An 18483-nucleotide genomic window follows, 5' to 3' on the forward strand; every position below is an offset into this window, starting at 1 on the left:
TCAGGCCGCCCGGAAGGGCGAACCGGTGGCGGCGACCTCCTCGAAGGGCTTGCGCCGCACGCGGTGGGGCAACACCAACTCCAGGGCCCGGTCCACGTCGGCGGCGTCCACGCTGAGGCGGCCCTGCCAGGCGGCCAGGGCCTTGGCCGTCTTCAGGGTGATGATGTCGCCACGGTGGCCATCGACGCCCACCTGCAGACAGGCGCGGGCAATGCGCAGCATGATCTGGCGGTCGGCCTGGACCAGGGGCCAGCGCTCGCGGGCCTGGCGGATCTTTGCGGTGAGCTGGCGCGAAGCGTCATCATAGCTTCGGGCAAAGGCTTCTGGATCGTGCTCATAGGCCAGGCGGCGCTCCATGATCTCCACCCGGTCGTTGGCGTTGCTCAAGCCCTGAACCAACACGCACAGGCCGAACCGATCCAGCAATTGGGGCCGCAACTCGCCTTCCTCGGGGTTCATGGTGCCCACCAGGGTGAAGCGGGCGGGGTGGCTGAAGGAGACCCCTTCGCGCTCGACGGTGTTGACGCCCATGGCCGCGCTGTCCAACAGCACGTCGACCACGTGGTCTTCCAAGAGGTTCACTTCGTCGACGTAGAGGATGGCCCTGTGGGCCTGGGCCAGGATGCCCGGCTCAAAGTGCTTTTCGCCTTCCTTGAGCGCGCGCTCCAGGTCGATGGCTCCAACGACCCTGTCCTCGGTGGCGCCCACGGGCAGTTCCACCACCTTCACCGGCCTGGCGTGACTTTTCGGCTGGCCGCCCTCGGCCCGCGTGAAGCCGCACTCGGCCACGGTGCAGCTCTGGCACAGGGCGCTAGCGCATTCATTGGGCGCCAGGTTGAAGGGGCAGTTGTCCACCACCTCGATTTCGGGCAGGATTTCGGCCAGGGCCCTGGCGGCGGTGGATTTGCCCGTGCCCTTTTCTCCCCTGATCAAAACGCCCGACAAGCCGGGGTTGATCACGTTGAGGATCAACGAAAGTTTCATGTCTTGCTGACCAACCATGGCCGCGAAGGGATAGGTGGCGTTCATGGGCTTTTTCAATCCTTCTTGATGATGTCTACCAGGTCTTGCGCCTTGAGGTCGTCGATCTTGAAATAATCTCCGCCCAGGGCCGTGGCCAGACGGGCGGCGATATTCAAGCGCACGATGCCCGGGGCCTCGGTGTCCACGACCACGTAGTGGACCCTTTCGTCCTGGCCCATGCGCTCGGCCATGGTTATCGCTTCTTCATGGGGCGGCGCGTCGGAGCCCAGCCCGGCGTTGGCCCGGCCGTCTGTGAGCACCAGCACGATGGGCCTGCCGTCGGGGTCCTTGCGCAAGTGGCGGGTAAGCTGTTCATGTGCCCGCAGCAGGCCGGCGGCCAAGGGCGTGCGCCCGCCCACCGGCAGTTCGGCCAGCAGCTTGGCCGCCAGATCGATGGAACTCGTGGGCGGCAGGGCCAGTTGGGCCTCCCTGCCCCGAAAGGTGATCAGGGCCACTCTGTCGCGCTTTTGATAGGCGTCCAGGAGCAGGGAAAGCACGGCGCCCTTGGTGGCCGACATGCGGGCCTGAGCGCCCATGGAACCAGAGGCGTCCACCAAAAACAGCAGAAAATTGCCCACCCGCTTTTCACGAACCTTCAGGCGCAGGTCTTGGGGCTTGATGCAAACAGCCAAGCCGGTGGCCCGTTCACGCCTGACGAGCTGGTGCGGCGCGGCGGCCCGCAGGGTGGCGTCCAGGGCCAGGTCTTGCTCGGGCCCATGCAGCGAACTTTTGACATAGCGCCCCAGTTTCTGGGCCGTGCGGGTGGCCGAGCGACGGCCCGAGCCCCGGCGCAGCTTGCGATCCTTGGGCTGGCGGATGGGCTTGACCTTGAAGGTCTGGCCTATTTGATAAATCTCCTCGGGCGGATCGTCGCCCGCGTCGCTATCGGTGTCCTGGCCCTGGTCCGGCGCTTCGGGCAGGGGCAGGTCAAAGCCTTCATCGGCGTCGCCATCGTTTTGCCGATCCTGGCCGTCCTCGGGCGGCGGTTCGGGCTGGTCTTGATCGTTGTGGTCGTTTTGCTCTTGCTCGGGCGGTTCGGGCGCGGGGTCTTCGGGCGGCTTTGGCGGTTCGGGCGGCGGCGGGGCGGCGTCGCGCCTGCGGTGGCGCAGGGCCAGCGGGGCCACCGTGGCGATGTCTTCCTGGCTCACTTCGCGGCGGCCGTGCAGGGCGGCCAGGGCCTTTGCCGCTCGCTCGATGACCAGGTCGGCGCGGTGGCCGGCCACGTTGTTTTCGATGCACAGCGCCGTGATGAAGCCGCGCAGGCGACGCGGCAGGCTCACCGAAGGCAAGATTTCGCGCGCCCGCTCCACCTCGGCGGCCACGGCCATGTCGGCCTGTCGGCGTTGGCCGCAAAAGGCCTCGGGATCGCGGTCAAAGGCCTCGCGCAGCTCCATCAGCTCCACGCGGGCCTCTGGCTCCCGTTCGCCGCCCACCTCCACGCACAGGCCAAAGCGATCCAGCAACTGGGGCCGCAGCTCGCCTTCCTCGGGGTTCATGGTCCCCACCAGCACGAACCGGGCCGGATGATTGAACGAAACGCCCTCGCGCTCCAGGCGGTTCCAGCCGCTGGCGGCGGCGTCCAGGATCACGTCCACCAGATGGTCGTCGAGCAGGTTGACCTCGTCGACGTATAGAAAACCCCGGTTGGCCTTGGCCAGTAAGCCGGGCATGAAATGACGTCGGCCAGTCTTGACCGCCTTGCCGAAATCCAGCCCGCCCAGCACCATGTCTTCAGTGGCGTTGAGCGGCAGATCCACCACCCGCACTTTTTTAAAAGCCATATCGAGAGATTGCCCAGCGTTCAGCCGTTCGCGGCAATGGTCGCACATTAAGCGAACGTCGGTGGGGTCGCAGCCAAACGGGCAGCGCGCCGCGGTTTCGATCCGTGGCAGGATGGCCGCCAGGCCCCGCACCGCCGTGGATTTGGCCGTGCCCTTTTCACCACGCACCAAAACGCCGCCCACGCCGGGGTCAACGGCGTTGAGTTTCAGGGCCAGTTTCATTTCTTGTTGGCCCACGATGGCGCTAAAGGGAAACACCCGGCCGCGCGTCGGCGCGGGCGCGTCTTCCGTAAGCTCACGTTCCAGGCGACTGAGAGGCGGATTCATTTCTTTTCAGGCATTCTGATCTAGAAGTAGCTGATAATCCAGCCGTTCTTCGTAGGTTTTGTGGCGGCCCAGGGATGTGTCGAGGGCCAGGTGACAAGCCCCGGCGCCCTGTGTCTCCAGCAAGGCGCCGCGTTGATGGCCTTCGGGCGGCGAGCTTATCAGGCAGCCATTATCGTGAGCCAGGGCCACCGTCAGGCGTTCTAGGTTGCGCATGGACAACACATGGAGCTCGGCGGACGCCAATTCGGCGCCGCTGACCGCCGCCACATCACAGCCGCGCTTGGCCAGGGCAAGGGCCAATTCGGGATGCAGAAAGTCGGTTGCGATGCACAGGCCGACTCTGGCCGGGCCCAAATCCACCACCGGTGGTTCGGTTGGGCCACCGGCGGCCACGACCCAGGTCCGGGGCTCCTGGTCTGGCGAGAATAGCATTACCCCCTCTTGCCGGGCGGCATGGCACACCAGGTGCGCGCCCAGCCGCCTGGCCGCCTCGGCCATTTCCGATGGGCCCAGAAGCCGACCAGCGGCGGCTGGCAGGACCGCCAGCCGGTTCGGCGCATCGGGCAGGGCCGCCAAACGCGCCACGAGATCGGCGCTTTTCTGGTTGCGGTCAAGCCCCAGGGTGTGGACATCCATGAGCCCCGGCTCGGGCAGGCCCAGATATGGCCCTGGTTCCTTGATGCGGTTCAATTGGGAGTAGATGTAGTGATAGCTGCCTGGTTTTCGCGTATTGAGGCGCGCCCGGCGCTGGTCCGTCGCGTCCAGGCGGCCCCCGCGCAACGGCAGTTGGGCCATCAGTATGCGCGGCTCCGAGTCCACCGGGCGCAGCAGGTCGTTGCCCTGGGGATCGAACAGGTGCGATCGGGCCTTGTCCATATTCATGCGTTTGTCTTGGCCCGCGCGGTTGCAAGCCGCCAAATACATGCCGTTCTCGATGGCCCTGGCCCGCCATAGATTGGCCGGGTCAAGCCCGCTGGGCGGCCAATTCGCGGGCGTCAGCAGCAAATCAACGCCCTTGAGGGCCATGGCCCTGGGGATGAGGCTGAAATAAGTCTCCGAACAGATCAAAAGCCCAACAGCGCCCCACGGCGTAACTGCTATGTCGTTTTGGCGCGGTTCGCCGGGGCAGGCCCATTTGGATTCGGCGGTTATCTTGCGGTGCATGGCCTGGGGGCGTCCGTCAGGGCCGAACAGGATGGCGGCGTTGTAATAAATATCGCTTTCCGGGTCGCGGTTGGCCAGGCCCAGGGCCAGGTATACGCCGCACGCGGCGGACAGCTCGCCGAAGGAACGCACCACCGGGCTTTCCAGGGTCTGCGCCAATGGGGCGATTTCGGCCCTGGAGTCGAACCCGTAGCCGCTCAGGCCCATTTCCGTGTTGACGATGATGTCCGCGCCCAGCCCGGCCGCCTTGCGACCGAGTTCCAGGAGCAAGGCCTGGTTCCCGGCAAGGTCGCCATGGGTCAGGGAACAATGGACCAACGCCACGTTGAGAAGGTCGGACATGCCTTATCTTTCTGGAAAAGCAAATAAAAAACTCCTTCCAAAAAAATGGAAGGAGTCGCGCTATCGCCCACTAATCAGTGCAAACTCGTTTTTGACGCTACCCTGCGCTCGCGGAGGCCAAAATATGTTTGGTTGGCAGGTCTTCTGGCTCCCGGATCGACCTACTTGCCGCGCCTTCCCGCGCCTTGGCGCAGTGGCTGGCGTCCCCAATGGACGCCCGCGGTTTTCGTTCCCGGTTACAGCGGCGGGCCCGCGCCGGATTCTCACCGGCTTCCCTTTCAAGCCCCTAAGGGCACCAACAGACTTGGTCTAGCAGCCTTAATCGCCCCTGTCAAGCCAGAAAAAATGACGCGCGTCGGCATCGCCTCGCTGGCGGGGCCCACTGTGTAGGCCTGGCCGAACATCTCCAGCTCCACGGCCTCGCCCACCACCCGGCCGCCCAGGGCGCCGGCTCGCTCGGCCGGATTCACCCCAGTCAATTGATTGAGATAATCCCGATAAACCTGGATTATGCCGCGAGTTGGCTGCGACAGGGCCGTTCAAACCGGATAACATGCTGATATAATACATTAATATGCAATTCAGCACGAGGTTGTACGATGTCGGCAAGTGGTGAAAGCAAAAAAGAGGTTTTCAGACCTGATTTCAACCTGTCGATCATGATGGATTTACAGGGGGCGAAGCTTTCATCGGACGCCGGTTTTCTCCTGATGCGCGAGCTTGCATTGCACCAATGGCCGAGGCGCTTGAGGACAATAGGTCTGCTGTCCATTCCAAGCACACCCCGGAACAAATGATCCGACAACGGGTGTACCAGATGGCCGCTGGTTACGAAGACTGTAACGATGCTGATTTTCTAAGGATAAATATTATCCCCTACTTGACCCGTCGGCGCCATGGACTCATTCCTTCCCGGTGGTAGATCGCATCAACACGACCTCGCCGCTGTCCAACCGCCGGGCCCTGATCACGGCCATGTGGGCCAGGGTGGCCAGCTCGTGCTCCAGGTCCAGGGGCTCCAGACCGGCGGCTTCGCCCAGCGCGGCGTGGCTCAGCGGTTGGCGCTTGTCCACGATATCCACGATTCGTTGCTGAAGCGGCGTGAGTGATTCGGCATGGGGCGCGTGTTTGGCGGTGAACACGGCCCAAGGATCGCAGGTTCGCACCGGGTTTATCGCACTGATGTAGCAGTCCTCGCACAGCGTGCCCGTGGCGTGGTCGAAGAGCTCATCCTCGGGCGTCCGGCGGCCGCATCGGTTGCATTGCATGGTCATTCTCCTTGACCCAAATTATGCGGCAGCGTCGCGTTTCTTCTTCTTGTCTGGGCTCTGCGGCTTCTTTGGCCGCCACGTCATCCACTTGGAGAGTGCTGCGCGGGGGCGTCCTGCCCCGTGCAGCATCGGCTTGGCAAAAGCGCGGTTTTGCCAACCCTCACAAATCGCTCGCCTAATCAGACTGGCGATTTGGCGCGCCGTCCATGGCGCGCTTCGGCAGCCGCACGGTGGAATTCATGTTTCACGGGTTATTATCTGTTTTTACAACATTTGTTATGTTTCACCGTGCAGCGGCCTCATAACATATATTTTTAAGCCACCTTAGCATCGCGGAACGGAAAAGCCCGCCCGGCGCCGACCCCATATTTAGTGCTTGACAAGGCAGCTTTATTTAAATACACCCAAGCCAACACATATGGAACCGGTTCTCATTTCTGATGAGATTAATAGGGAAGACGGTGTAAATCCGTCGCGGTCCCGCCGCTGTAACCGGGGACGAAAGCCGCATTAAGCCCTTGCAAGGGCTTCAAGCCACTGCGCACTGCGTGGGAAGGCGCGGCGAGTAGAACGATCCGGAAGCCAGAAGACCTGCCGATTCCAAGGAGTACTGTCCGGCGAGAGACCGGGTGAGCCATTGTGCCAGGCTGCGCTACTCCTCGGGGAGATAAAGAAAACTGGGAACTATCCCCCCAATCCTTGTATGGATTGGGGGGATTTTCAGTTTATAGCCACGTCTGTCCACAGCCATGCCCTTTTTTTGCGAACTCGCCACGGACAACATCAAAAACCGCGAAAGGGGACAAAAGCGATGGGGCGAGAGCGATCCGGAAGAGGCTGGCTAGCGGAAACAATGGCTGTTTTTATTGTGTTTTCACTATTGGCCGCGGGAAGCGCGGCCCTGGCCGACGAGGCGTCGACCGACCAGGGCGCCGCCAAAACCACCACCCAAAAGCCCCGAAACCAAGATGAGTTGGCGCTCACCGAAGGGTTCAAGATGGGTGAGGTGACCGTCCAGGCCACGAAGATGGACAAGGAAATCAGCGAGGTGACCGAAACGATCACCATCGTTCCGGAACAGGAGATCTCCCTGGGTCACTACACCGACGTCACCGACGTTCTGCGCTACACCCCCGGCGTCCAGTTCAAGCGCGCCGGCGGCCCCGGTCAATACGTCTACACCAAGATGCGCGGATTCGCCGACGGCCACTTCGTCGTCTTGGTCGACGGAATGAAGATCAACGAAAGCACCAGCGCCGGCACAGGCAACTTCATCTCCAAACTTGACCCGTACGTTCTGGGCGGCGTGGAAATCCTGCGCGGTCCCCAATCCGTGTTGTATGGTTCCGACTCCACCGTTGGCGTGATGAACTTCATCACCAAGGGCGCCGAAGAGGGCTTTAACGGCAACGTGGGTTTTGAATACGGAACCTACGAGTGGCAAAAGGGTTACGCCGGCGTGCGCGGCACGGCGGACAACTTCCGCTATTCGATCAACGCCGCCTACACCGACAGCAACGGCGTGCACGAATATGAAGACTACAACAACTTTTCGCCCCAGATCAAGCTGGGTTACAACTACGAAGACATCTTCGACGCCGAGTTCAGCTATGTCTACATCAAGAGCAAGTGGAACTACGCCGAACTCAATGAAAGCTACGACTTCTGCACCAGCCGCTCCCAGTGGTGGGCCTACCAGATGCCCGACCCCGAACGCTGGAACAAAGAAGAGTACAACCTGACCACCCTCAATCTGAAGCACAACATCAACGACAAGTTCCGCCAGAAATTGATGCTTGGCTGGTACAAGCAAGAGTCTGAATCCTGCAATCCCTACAACGGCCTGTTGGGCTACATCGCCGCGCCGGTGGACAACTTCACCACCGACTACGTCAACTATTACAGCAAGGGCGAAACCGTGCCGATCTGGGATGAAGGCGACGGCAAGACGTCCTATTACCAGGACGAAAACTATCAGGCCGACTACAACTTCATCTACGATCAGCCCTTTTCGCTGGGCGTGAACACCGCCCTGGTCGGCCTTGAATACATCAAGCAGGACGGCAAGTCTTGGGGCAAATACGGCGCCTATGGCGACTACCTTGACTCCAAGAGCGCCTATTTCAACGATCAGGTCGTGATGTTTGACGAGGCCGTGGTCCTCAATGCCGGCGTCCGTTATGGCGACCACAAGGACTTCGGCGGCCAGACCACCTACAAGGTGGGCGCCGCTTACACCTTCCATGGCGTCGGCACGACCCTGTTCACCAACTACGGCACAAGCTTCCGCGCCCCCACCGTCTACAATCTTTATCATCCAAAATACGGCAACCAGGATCTGAAGCCCGAAAAGGGTTGGACCGTCGAGGCCGGCGTCCGTCAGCTTTTGTTGGACGGCAAGCTCAACTTTGAGATCGCCACTTGGAAGACCGAACTGGACGACGTCATCGCCTACACCTACCTACGCAAAAACGGCGAGAATGTCGGCACATACGTCAACCGCGACAAACAGATCAGCACCGGCGTCGAATTCGCCTTTGCCTGGAACTTCTATGGCGATTTCACCCTGCTGGGCAACTACACCTACACCGACTCGAACACCGACAATGACGGCCAGACCAGCCGCACCGTCCAGATCGCGCGCAACATGTTCAACGTGGGCGTTCAATACAACCTCAAAGACAAGCTGTTCCTGGCCTTGCACGGCTATTACGCCGGCCCGCGCCTGCGCTGGAACGGCGACGTCGAGATGGAGGAATACTTCCGCGTGGACGCCTCGGCCAACTACGTCATCTGGAACGGCTTGAGCGCCTTTACCCGCATCAACAATCTGCTTGACGCCGAGGTCGAAGAGGGCCTGGGCTATGAACAGCCCGGCTTTTACATCATCGGCGGGCTCCAGTGGGATTTCCACATGCCCGGCGCCGACTCGTAACATCAACCGGTTCGCGGCGGGTGGCGGCAGTGGCGCGCCCCCGCCGCGGGCCTGAGCCCACCTCGGACGCGCCGGGAACGGCGCGCCAAAAGGCCAATGCCATGACCGACACGGTCAAGCCCATATTGTCTGTGCGCGAAGTTGGTTTCAGCTATCCTGGCGATCGGCGGTGGGTGCTCGACAACGTCAGCCTCGAGTTGGGGCCCGGCGAGATTGTGCTGCTGACCGGCCCGACCGGATGCGGCAAAAGCACCCTGCTCAAGACGCTCAACGGCATCATCCCCCTGGAAAGCTCCGGGACCATGAAGGGCGCGGTTCTGGTGGACGGAGTTGACACCAGGACCGGCGCAACCTCCAGCCTGGCCCAGAAAGTGGGGTTGGTGTTCCAAAGCCCCGACGATCAGCTTTTCTGTGGCAATGTAGACGATGAAGTCGCTTTTGGCCCGCAAAATCTGGGCCTTTCGGCCGATGAAACAGAGCGCAGGGTGCGGCGGTCGCTCGATAGCGTCGGCATCGCCTCGCTGGCGGGACGGCCATCGACAAGCCTTTCCGGCGGCCAAAAACAGCGGCTGGCCATAGCCGCGCAGTTGGCCATGCGCCCATCCATTCTGGCCCTGGACGAGCCCATCAGCCAACTTGACCCGGCCGGCGCCGCCGAAGTGCTGGGCGTGCTTAAAAAACTGGCCCTTGACGGCATGGCCGTATTGCTGGTGGAGCACCGCATCGCCGAAACCATGGATGTGGCCCAGCGGGTGGAGATCATGGACGAGGGCCGGCTGGTTGGCCGGTTCGACATTGGCGATCTGCCCCAGCACTCCCCCTTGATGCGTCGCTTGGGCCTGCAAATCCCGGACGAGGCCCGCCTGGCCAGCGCTCTGGGCCAAGGCCTGGACCAAGACATGCTGGGCCCGCTGGCCGCCGCCGCGCCGCCCCGCCCCACCGCGCGCCAGGAGACGGCCGCGGAGCCGGTGCTGGAAATGCAAGGCGTTGGCTTCGTCTATCCCAATGGCGGCGTGGAGGCCCTCAAGGACATCAACTTGTCGGTCATGCCGGGTGAAATAGTTGGCTTGATGGGCCCCAACGGTTCGGGCAAATCGACCCTGCTGAGCATTTTGGCCGGACTCAATCGGCCCAGCCAGGGCCAGGTGCGCCTGGCCGGAAAACCCCTAGCCCATAAACCAGACCGCCGCACCCGTGGCCGCATAAGCCTACTTTTCCAAAACCCGGATCTTTTGCTCATCGAGCCCAGCGTGAGAAGCGAACTGCTTTCGGGCCCCCGCCATTTGCGCCGTCACCTGGCCACGGACGCCCTGGTCAGGCTGGCCCGGGGCCTGGGCCTGGCCGATTACCTGGATCTGCCGCCGTGGTCTTTGTCCAAGGGCCAACGGCTCAGGGTGGCCCTGGGCGCCTTGCTGGCCATGCAGCCTCAAGCGCTGCTGCTCGACGAGCCGACAACCGGCCAGAACCGTATGAATATCCAGCGCTTGCTTGCATCACTGACCAACGGGCGGGGCAACCGGGCCACCATCATCTGTTCCCACGACTTGGACACGATATGCCACTTTGCCGACACCCTGGTGATACTGCAGCAGGGCCGCATCCTGGCCCAGGGCCCCATCCGCGACTTGGCCGCCGACACGGGCCTGTTGCGCGACGCCGGCCTCAGGCCAACCTTGGCCCTGGAGTTGTCGCGGCGTCTGGGCCGCAAGCCTCCCTGGCTCACCTGCCGGGAGATCATCGACTCGCTGCCCCCTGACCCGCGGCCAGAGGCGGCGAGCTCATGATGCGCGCCTTGATCACGGCCTTTTTCTGCCTGGCGCTGCTCGCGGCGGCCCAAGGCTGTCAAGAGCCGCCCCGGCCCATGGAGGCCTATTTCGTGCGCGGCGGCATGGTCATCGAAGCGGCCGACCTGCGTCAGGTCACGCTCTGGCTTGGCGACGCGCAAAAAGCGACATGGCGTTCTTCCACGGAGGCCGGCAAGCTCTTGGGGCCGGGGCGGCTGTGGCTGGATCTGGATTGGCGGCCGGGCCAGCGGTGGCGCGTCGAGGCTATCGGCGGGGAGCGGCGGGAGCAAACCACGATTACCGCGCCCCGCAAAGCCTCGCCGCTGCTGGTAGCCACCATCCCGTTGGAAGACGTTGACCCCGCCGGGCCCAATTCCGGCGGCAGCCCGGATACCGAGGTCCGGTTTTCGCCGGACGGCGAACGCCTGGCCATCGGCTCATACGGCGGATGGCTGCGGGTGGTGGAAAGTCGGGGGGGCCGCGAGGTCTTTTCGCGCAAAATGGCCGAGGGCATGGTCAAGCGCATTGCCTGGTCAGAGGTAAACGGCCGTCAGGTGCTTTTTGTCGGAGAACAGAGCCCGGACGGCTTTCTCTATTGCCTGGAAGCCGACACGGGCCGTGAGATCTGGCGCTACCGCACGGCCGACGACGTGGAGACGTCCACGGTCTCCGAAGACGACAGCCGCAACAGGATCTACAACCTGCCAGGCATCTACCAGTTGCAGGCCCTTGATAACGGCGACTTGGTGACCGTCAGCACCCATGGCTGGTTCAAGGGCGACCAGTGGATCACCAAATGCGTTGTCTATGGTTTGCGCGGCGACGATGGCCGGCTTAAATGGCGCTGGCCCGAAAAAGACACTTTTCCCCATTCCATCACCTGGTTCGGGGCCTCGGATTCTGGCGGCGTGCTTGGTTTTACCGCCCATCACGTGCGCCCCGCCGACGACATGCACTCGCAATACCCCGGCGGCATGTTTTATTGCCTCAACGGCGACGATGGACGCCTGTTGTGGAAATACGCGATCCCGCCGCTAAAGCCGCATTACAGCAGCGCCGGCGCCTGGCAGGCCGTGTGCGTGTCGCCAAACGGGCGACGGCTGTTCCTGGGCCTCAACGACGGGCGGGCCATGCTGTTCAACGCCGCCCAGGGCTCCAGGCCCGCGCCACTTTGGATAAAAGACCTGGGCACGCCGGTGATGGTCGGCGACGTGCCGGTGACCTCGCCGGTGAGCTACGCCGCCATGAGCAACGCTGTCGCCTACATGGTCCTGCCCAACAGCATCATCCCGGCAAGCTCCGGCAATCAGCGCAACCGGCGGCCCACGCCACACCCCATGGCCAATTATCTGGTGGCCATGGATATGCGGGGCCGCGTCATCTGGAACTGGCACGGCCAGGGCGCCTTCCAGGGCGTGTTTCTCTCTCGGGATGGCCGCTGGGTGGCCACGGCCCTCACCTCGGGCGGGATGACGCCGGATCTGAATCTGTTTGGCATGAACCTGTTCGACGTCACCCTGCCCGGCGGCGGCGCCGACAAGCTGGTGTTCCATTTTCCCACGGTGGGGCCGTTGCATTTTCAAGGGGCCGTCTCGCCAAGGGGTCGCTATGTCGCGGTCAGTGAATTTCCCTATTCCAGTGATGAAGGCAAGACGATCCATGGCCGCTACCAGGTTCACGTCATCCATTGAGGCGGCCATTGTCTAAACGCCTGACATGGGCCGTGATCGTATTGATCAGCGCAGCCGCGTTGGCCTGGTGGCTGTCCGCTCCAAACGGCGTCCCCGCGCCGGCCATTGAAAACGCCGTGTTCCGGCCCGGCGGAGTGAGCCTGCTCCTCGGCGCGGAAGCGTGCCTGGAGCGGCTGCGCATCGTCGAACAAGGTTCGGGGCTGGTGGCCGATGTGCGCTTAAACGGCGTGAAACGGCAAAAGGTTTTCGCCGCCTTGGCCTGGCGTCCCGGCGCTGATTACGATCTGTTCCTGCGCACGGATCGGGGTTGGCTGAGCTTCGGGGCCCAGGCGCCGACCTTGGCCGAAAGCAGCATGCAGGTGGAGTTGCTGGCGCCTTACGACAGCGGCGCCGCCGAAATGCTCCAGCCAGGCGCGGCGTCAAAAAGCCATGGCGCCGTCATCGCGGCGGGGGACTACACGACCTGCGCCCTGATCCTGCGCAGCGGAATCCAGCGCCAAGCCCTGCTCCAGGGCAGCCTGACCCTGGACGCCCCGGCCGAGTTCGACCAAACCAACCTGCCGCCAGATGTCGCCCTGCGCGGCCAAGCCGGGCGTTGGGTGATGTCGTTCACGCGTCGATTTTCCGGGGTTGGCGACGTCCACGCCCTGGTCTTTCGGGTCCGCGCGCCCCTGGGCGCGGCGTCCCTGCTCGGCGCCCGGCTGACCCTGAGCCATGGCGGCAAGCCCCAGCATTATCAACGCCAGATACGCCTCAAAGCCATGGACGCCGCCCAGATGGCCACCCGGATCAAGGTGTTGGCCGACAGCCTGCCCGCTAGCGCCATCGGCCTGGTCGATAGCCGGGCCACGGCCCAGACCCTTTATTTCCGGCCGCCGATGTTCGTGACGCTGACCCGCTGGTTGGGCCTGGGCGAGGCGGTCAAAATGTATTGGCAACCATATTCATACCAGTCGATCGTCCTGCGCAACGACTCTCGGGATACGGTCTCGCTGCTGATCAACGCCAAAACCGTGAGCGCCGACAGCGACCGCACGCCCGCCGCATTCTACCCGCCAGACCTGTTCACCGGCACAATGAAAGACATGTCCGTGGTTGTCAGCGCATCCTTGCTGCCGGGCGAAAGGGCCAGGGTGGCCGTGCCCATCTTTATCAGCTCCACGCCCATGCCCGGCCAATACCGCCGTCAGGTGACGATCAAGCCCATGGCTGGCAGCAAGCCGATCATGGTTCTGGAGTCGCCATTGCACATCCGCACCATGAACTGGCGGGCCCTGTTTTTCACCCTGGCCGCCTTGGTCACCGCGGCCATCGGCTTTGCCGTGCTGGCCTGGAAGTTCCGCGGTATCCTGGCCGGGTTGAAAATCCGTTGGGTGGTGATAATCGCCCTTTTCGGCTCGCTGAACTTCGTGGGCGTGAACCTGCCGATAATGGTTTTCGGGGCGATGATCCAGGGGTTGTTGGGCCCGTTCAGCGGCCTGATAACCGGCCTGTTCAGCGATCTGCTGTACTTCGCCCTCACCGTCACCCTGATCCGCCTGATCCCGCGCCCCGGCGTGGTGGCCCTGAGCTCCTTGGTGCGATACCTGCTGGCGGCCATCATCGCCGGCGGGTTCCAGATCACCGACTTGGTCTATCTGGGCACGGCCATCGCCGTAAAGGAGTCGGCCCTGTATCTGGCCGGGGTAACCCGCAAAAAAGAGGACTTTGTCTGGAACTGGCCGAACATGTGCCTGCTGGCGGCGCTGTTGGCCCTTGGCGACGCATTCTTGAACGCCACGTCCATTTATATTCACATGGTGGTTTTTCGTTTATATTTCGCCGATTGGTATATCGCGCTGAACGTCGTGGTCAACGGCTTGATCTACACCACGATGGCCGTGCTGCTGGGCAAGCGTTTCAGCGATCGGCTGGTTTGGGCGGAAGACTGATGTACGGACTCGATAGATACAATCAGGCCGGGCGGCCCGACGGGTTTTTGCAGGCCCTGGACAGTAGGCTCAAAATCATCTGCCTGTTGTGCGCCTCGGTCCTGGCGGTGGTGCTGGATCGGACCGAATCGCTGTTGATCCTCACGGGCCTGAGCCTGGCGGCCGCCATGGCGGCCGGGCTCGATCGCGGCAAAATCAAGCTGTTGCTGATTATGGCCCTGTTGTTGACCTGGGGCGCCATGTTCTCGCAGTCCATTTTTTACTATACCGAGCCGCGCACGGTTCTGCTAAACGTGATCGCCCCGGATACGCCCCTCCTGGGGCCTCTGGTCGGCAATGTCAGCTTTTATCGAGAAGGCTTCATCTACGGCGCGGTGCAATCGCTGCGTTTTTCATCCATGTTGGTGCTGGGTCTGGTCTTTTGCTGGACCACCGAAAGCTCGGCCATGTTCCGGGGGCTGTTGCGGCTGCGCCTTCCCTTTACCCTGGCGTTCATGACCGTAACGGCCATACGCTTCCTACCAACCATAGCTGACGAATGCGCCATGGTGGCCCTGGCCGTGCGCATGCGCGGGGGCAAGGTCTTCTCCTGGAACCCCGTGGCCCTGGCCTCTTCCTGGCTGAACATCCTGCGGCCAGTGATCATCAACTGCTACCGCCGCTCCAATATCTTGGCCCTTTCCATCCAGGCCCGGGCCTTTAGCCCGAATCAGGCCGTCATCACGCCCCCCGCGCCCCTGCACGGGGCACAAAGGGTGGCGCTATGGGCCTTTCCGACTCTAACCGCCACGGTGGTGGCCATCAAGGCGCTCTATTGGTGCTATCTATTTGATTTGTATTACAACCATGGTTTGAGGCCCATCTACGAATTCGCCCGGTTGTACTTGTGACGGACCGCATCGGCCGCCGCGCGATAAAAAAGCGGGGCCACGGCGCGCTTGTCGTGGCCCCGCCTTGGTGAAGCAGGCTCGGTCCAAACCCTCCAGCGCCACCGTCGCGATCAGCGGCAGCAGCCGCCTGGGCAGACGCCGAGGCATCAGCAGATGCGCCAGTTTGTTTTGTTTCCCCGGAATGAACACGGCCCGGCCCTTTTCGATGGTTCGCAACCCGGCCTCGGATATGGACTCCGGGCTGGCCAGGCCACCGGAGGCGCGCCGTGGGCGGCGTGGCGAGCGGCAAAGCCAGCGTGCCGCGCCTGCTCTGGAGCCTGCTTTCGCCAACCGGAGTGCTCATCAAGGGCGCGGTCGCGCATGACTACCTGCATTCGCAGATCGGCCAGAAGCGCGGCTGGGGTTCGTTCATATCATATCCCATAATCTACATTCCGTTCGTCGATACCAAATAACCCAAGACCGCTGCCATCAATAGAGAGTCACCTGTCCGCACACCGGTTCAGATACTGCTTGCCTTTGGTTTCCTCTTGATTGCTAAAAGCGAAAAGGCGTCTTTCAGAGCGTTCTCACTGTCGATTGCAAGAAGCAACCATTTCCCATCATGATATGTCGTAGCCGTGTCGTATTCCTTTCTGGTGCATGGCGTCAGTCTGTCCCTCATGCCTTCCACTTTAGTCCGTTCTTCCGCGCCAAAAACGATGAGCAATGCAAAACGGTTTTTCTCGGGAATCAACGTACAGAAGGATTTCGATTTCTTGTATCTGAGGGACCAGCCGTGTTTCTTTCCACCGAAAAGCCATTCCGGGCAAAAGACGTTTGGGTAGAGTTGTTCGATCCACTCCACCGTGCGTTTCCAGTATCGATAGGCTTCTTTGCCGATCCAAACCGCGATTTCCGAATCGCTGGGCGGATTATTGGGGGCTGTCATGCGACTACTGTATCCGTCCATCATACCATCTCCCTAAAAACTGATAGCATGTGCAGCAGCGCCTGGAAGCGCGTGGGTTCGTTCATGCCATGCCCCTCCGCCGGCGCGGCAGCTCGCAGCTCGCAGCTCGAGAAACACTTCATGTTCGGTGTCGCTTGTGCGCGAAGGAGACCACGAGAGGTCCGAAGCGGCGGCTGAGACCGGCTCCGACCAAACGGTTCTCGGGAACAGACCCATGAAGTGACGATCATGAATGACCTTGGCGGCTTCGTTCACGTCTCTCAAGAGATATGCCATATCGGCCACGTACATGTCGATTCTTGAGTCGGGAACCCACCGCTATTCGAGGTAGCGCACGCCGCCGCCCGTTCCCGTCGCTGACGCCGGTCGCGGTACCCGGCGGCCCAAAGGCCTCCAAGACGAAATCCGGCTGGAACAGCGCGAACCCTCCGGGGGCAGTGTGTGCGAAGGCCGCGGCAATGGCGGTGGCAAAATCGGTGCGCGAGGTCATGTAGCTGCCCGCGTCGTGTACGAGGACACAATCAAAGACGCGCCCGAGCCGGCGATGTCAGGGGGCGCGCCGACCAAACCACCCAGGCTCAGGGCCTCGCCCGTGACGGTCAATTCTTCGCGTAGGTGTTGGCTATGGCGGCTTGAACCGCGCGCCCAGGGCCGGGCGCGGGCACTGCATCGGCTTGTCGAGCTAATTCCGAAAGTGTTTTGACGTATGCGAGCATGGCTGAACCGTGCGTGGACGAGCGAACGCCTGGCAAAACATTCCTGGATGGCCCGCCAAGCGTAAAAAAAGCTCCTAAAAAAGACGCCTAAAATCACCCCACCACGAATGACAATGACTGGTAAATACTATATCCGTACAGCCAGATAGCACCGAAGAAGTCCTCGACCACGTCAAAGCGATTTTATCTTATAGAGAACAGCATAATACGAGCCAACACCCCAGACTGTTCCCATCGTGACGCTCTCCCTGAACAGTTCGGAGACGTAATATTTCCTATACGGACGCCAGATCACAAGGTCGCCATTCTCGACAGCGAAATTCCACTGATGAAATCCTTGATAAAACTCTCTTTCGCCTTCGTTGGCGTGCCCATATACGCATACAAGGCCACCAACCTTTGCAACCTTGATCATCTCTGACAACCCTTTGATCGGGTCTAAAACGTGATCCAATGCATTTCGAGAATACACAATGTCAAAAGTATTTTCAGAGAATGATTGCGTTAGATGTAATGCGTCGGCAAAAACTGTTTTAACTGGTGGTGTGATTTTGTTTTGTTCAAGTATTTCGCTGAAAAGATTAGCATAATAATCGGAAGCCGTTAACCGTATCTCTATACCATCGGCCTTGTACCCCAAAGAAGTGCACGGTCCAGCGCCAACATCCAGCACTGCAAGCTTGTTGTTGTTGAAATTCCGCACATGGGTCAGTAAAGCCGAATCAAACTCTTTTTCCGGGTCCATCCTGGCCATCCACTCAGCATGGTATTTTGAGTCTGGTTTGATAACGGAACGCCAAAAACGCTCGGTTTCGTGTCGGCCCTGCTCCCAAGAAAGTCGAAGGTTTTCATACCCCTCTTCGGGCATATGAATGCGCATCTTCAAAAATCTATCAGTGCACTGCCTTGAGACGTGTAGCCCTTTGCTCTCAATATAACTAGACAAAGAAACAGAACGATCTTCTCTTGTCATCATAATGGACTTATCTTCTATACGGAAAGACCACTTTGCGAAAGATGTCGGTTGCTCTTTCTTTCTATCTAAAATATTGTATATGACAATAGTTCCATCACTCCTGCATACGTTTATCATTTGCTCCAATGCGGCAAGCGGATCGTCCAGCTCATCAAGGAGGTTCATAGAGAAGACAAGGTGAAACGACGCGCTCGGGAACAAATTGTCCAAAGCATAAACATCTCCTTGCGTTGGACGTATATATTTAGGAGCAACATCTAATCCGTGCGATTTAACATAATCGTGATAATCATCAGCCTTGATGTCTATGCAATGATGATCAATTTGTCCCCTGGAAGAATGTGCGCCAACCCGGCTGTGGGGACCAGAGCCAATCTCGAGAAAACGAACTGGACCATTGCTGAAGTCTAAATAAACATCAAGCTCAGGAATCAATTCGATTTGGGGCTTCAAAAAAAACCCTGCGGCGGCATACTGCTCACATATGTTGCACATTTCTCACCTCAATGCTGTCCGGTCAAGAACCGTTGGCGTCCCGCACGAGCGTTGGCTTTTCGGGCAAAGGCCGCTCCATGGGCATGTTTGACACCCATCCGGAAAAAAATGTCTCAAAAACATCTGGCCATGGCATTCAGATAGCGGCTAACACTCTGCATTAAAAGGATATTTTGACAGGAGGCATTTTAACACGATTCTGCAT

General features: G+C 60.8%; 13 protein-coding genes and 2 riboswitches. Of the genes, 7 read left to right on the plus strand and 6 right to left on the minus strand.

The genetic code is table 11. From position 1 onward, the window contains the following. From DEBA_RS12580 to DEBA_RS12590, 3 genes are all read right to left on the minus strand, one after another. A complete protein-coding gene (locus DEBA_RS12580; protein ID WP_013259316.1) occupies positions 1-1029 on the minus strand; it encodes an ATP-binding protein in 1029 nt (342 codons plus the stop codon). 8 nt (positions 1030-1037) lie between these two features. After that, positions 1038-3026 carry a magnesium chelatase subunit D family protein gene (locus tag DEBA_RS12585; RefSeq protein WP_050762426.1) on the minus strand — a complete coding sequence of 663 codons (1989 nt, stop codon included), beginning with the start codon at positions 3024-3026 and terminating at the stop codon, positions 1038-1040. 111 nt (positions 3027-3137) lie between these two features. Next, a complete protein-coding gene (locus tag DEBA_RS12590; protein ID WP_013259318.1) occupies positions 3138-4637 on the minus strand; it encodes a nitrilase-related carbon-nitrogen hydrolase in 1500 nt (499 codons plus the stop codon). A gap of 117 nt (positions 4638-4754) precedes the next feature. Beyond that, a riboswitch (cobalamin riboswitch) is annotated at positions 4755-4951 on the minus strand. A gap of 419 nt (positions 4952-5370) precedes the next feature. Here DEBA_RS12590 and DEBA_RS19075 point away from each other — a divergent pair. Beyond that, the gene (locus tag DEBA_RS19075) at positions 5371-5559 is read left to right on the plus strand and encodes a transposase (RefSeq protein WP_148227867.1); all 189 of its coding nucleotides are present in this window, start codon (positions 5371-5373) and stop codon (positions 5557-5559) included. On the opposite strand, the gene DEBA_RS17240 is transcribed toward DEBA_RS19075, so the two are convergent. After that, a complete protein-coding gene (locus DEBA_RS17240) occupies positions 5540-5905 on the minus strand; it encodes a hypothetical protein (protein WP_013259319.1) in 366 nt (121 codons plus the stop codon). The genes DEBA_RS19075 and DEBA_RS17240 overlap by 20 nt on opposite strands. Before the next feature lie 411 nt (positions 5906-6316). Next, positions 6317-6521, plus strand: a riboswitch (cobalamin riboswitch). A gap of 384 nt (positions 6522-6905) precedes the next feature. On the opposite strand from DEBA_RS17240, the gene DEBA_RS12605 reads away from it, so the two are divergent. From DEBA_RS12605 to DEBA_RS12630, 6 genes are all read left to right on the plus strand, one after another. After that, a complete protein-coding gene (locus tag DEBA_RS12605; RefSeq protein ID WP_187288561.1) occupies positions 6906-8843 on the plus strand; it encodes a TonB-dependent receptor in 1938 nt (645 codons plus the stop codon). Positions 8844-8944: 101 nt separating this feature from the next. Continuing rightward, positions 8945-10627, plus strand: a complete 1683-nt coding sequence (locus DEBA_RS12610) for an ABC transporter ATP-binding protein (protein WP_013259321.1) — start codon at positions 8945-8947, stop codon at positions 10625-10627. Beyond that, positions 10624-12318, plus strand: a complete 1695-nt coding sequence (locus DEBA_RS12615) for a WD40 repeat domain-containing protein (RefSeq protein WP_013259322.1) — start codon at positions 10624-10626, stop codon at positions 12316-12318. The genes DEBA_RS12610 and DEBA_RS12615 overlap by 4 nt, the downstream gene beginning before the upstream one ends. A 134-nt stretch (positions 12319-12452) precedes the next feature. Then, on the plus strand, positions 12453-14249 hold the full coding sequence (locus DEBA_RS12620) for a hypothetical protein (protein ID WP_148227868.1): 1797 nt from the start codon (positions 12453-12455) through the stop codon (positions 14247-14249). Next, complete coding sequence (locus DEBA_RS12625) at positions 14249-15139, plus strand: energy-coupling factor transporter transmembrane component T family protein (RefSeq protein WP_013259324.1); 891 nt, start codon at positions 14249-14251, stop codon at positions 15137-15139. Before DEBA_RS12620 ends, DEBA_RS12625 begins: the two co-directional genes overlap by 1 nt. A 266-nt stretch (positions 15140-15405) precedes the next feature. Further along, a complete protein-coding gene (locus DEBA_RS12630) occupies positions 15406-15594 on the plus strand; it encodes a DUF1353 domain-containing protein (protein ID WP_043814497.1) in 189 nt (62 codons plus the stop codon). 47 nt (positions 15595-15641) lie between these two features. On the opposite strand, the gene DEBA_RS17855 is transcribed toward DEBA_RS12630, so the two are convergent. Both DEBA_RS17855 and DEBA_RS17860 read right to left on the minus strand, forming a co-directional pair. After that, entirely contained in the window at positions 15642-16094 is a 453-nt protein-coding gene (locus DEBA_RS17855; protein WP_222832014.1) for a DUF3788 domain-containing protein, read from the minus strand. Between the two features lie 885 nt (positions 16095-16979). After that, entirely contained in the window at positions 16980-18236 is a 1257-nt protein-coding gene (locus tag DEBA_RS17860; protein ID WP_187288562.1) for a methyltransferase domain-containing protein, read from the minus strand. Positions 18237-18483: the final 247 nt, after the last annotated feature.

It is taken from the genome of Desulfarculus baarsii DSM 2075 (genome assembly GCF_000143965.1).
Classification (GTDB): domain Bacteria; phylum Desulfobacterota; class Desulfarculia; order Desulfarculales; family Desulfarculaceae; genus Desulfarculus; species Desulfarculus baarsii.

Excerpts from the sequence above, each read along its gene's own strand:
- DEBA_RS12580 (WP_013259316.1), bottom strand. The coding sequence starts at position 1,029 with ATGAACGCCACCTATCCCTTCGCGGCCATGGTTGGTCAGCAAGACATG.
- DEBA_RS12585 (WP_050762426.1), bottom strand. The coding sequence starts at position 3,026 with ATGAAACTGGCCCTGAAACTCAACGCCGTTGACCCCGGCGTGGGCGGC.
- DEBA_RS12590 (WP_013259318.1), bottom strand. The coding sequence starts at position 4,637 with ATGTCCGACCTTCTCAACGTGGCGTTGGTCCATTGTTCCCTGACCCAT.
- DEBA_RS19075 (WP_148227867.1), top strand. The coding sequence starts at position 5,371 with ATGGCCGAGGCGCTTGAGGACAATAGGTCTGCTGTCCATTCCAAGCAC.
- DEBA_RS17240 (WP_013259319.1), bottom strand. The coding sequence starts at position 5,905 with ATGCAATGCAACCGATGCGGCCGCCGGACGCCCGAGGATGAGCTCTTC.
- DEBA_RS12605 (WP_187288561.1), top strand. The coding sequence starts at position 6,906 with ATGGGTGAGGTGACCGTCCAGGCCACGAAGATGGACAAGGAAATCAGC.
- DEBA_RS12610 (WP_013259321.1), top strand. The coding sequence starts at position 8,945 with ATGACCGACACGGTCAAGCCCATATTGTCTGTGCGCGAAGTTGGTTTC.
- DEBA_RS12615 (WP_013259322.1), top strand. The coding sequence starts at position 10,624 with ATGATGCGCGCCTTGATCACGGCCTTTTTCTGCCTGGCGCTGCTCGCG.
- DEBA_RS12625 (WP_013259324.1), top strand. The coding sequence starts at position 14,249 with ATGTACGGACTCGATAGATACAATCAGGCCGGGCGGCCCGACGGGTTT.
- DEBA_RS17855 (WP_222832014.1), bottom strand. The coding sequence starts at position 16,094 with ATGATGGACGGATACAGTAGTCGCATGACAGCCCCCAATAATCCGCCC.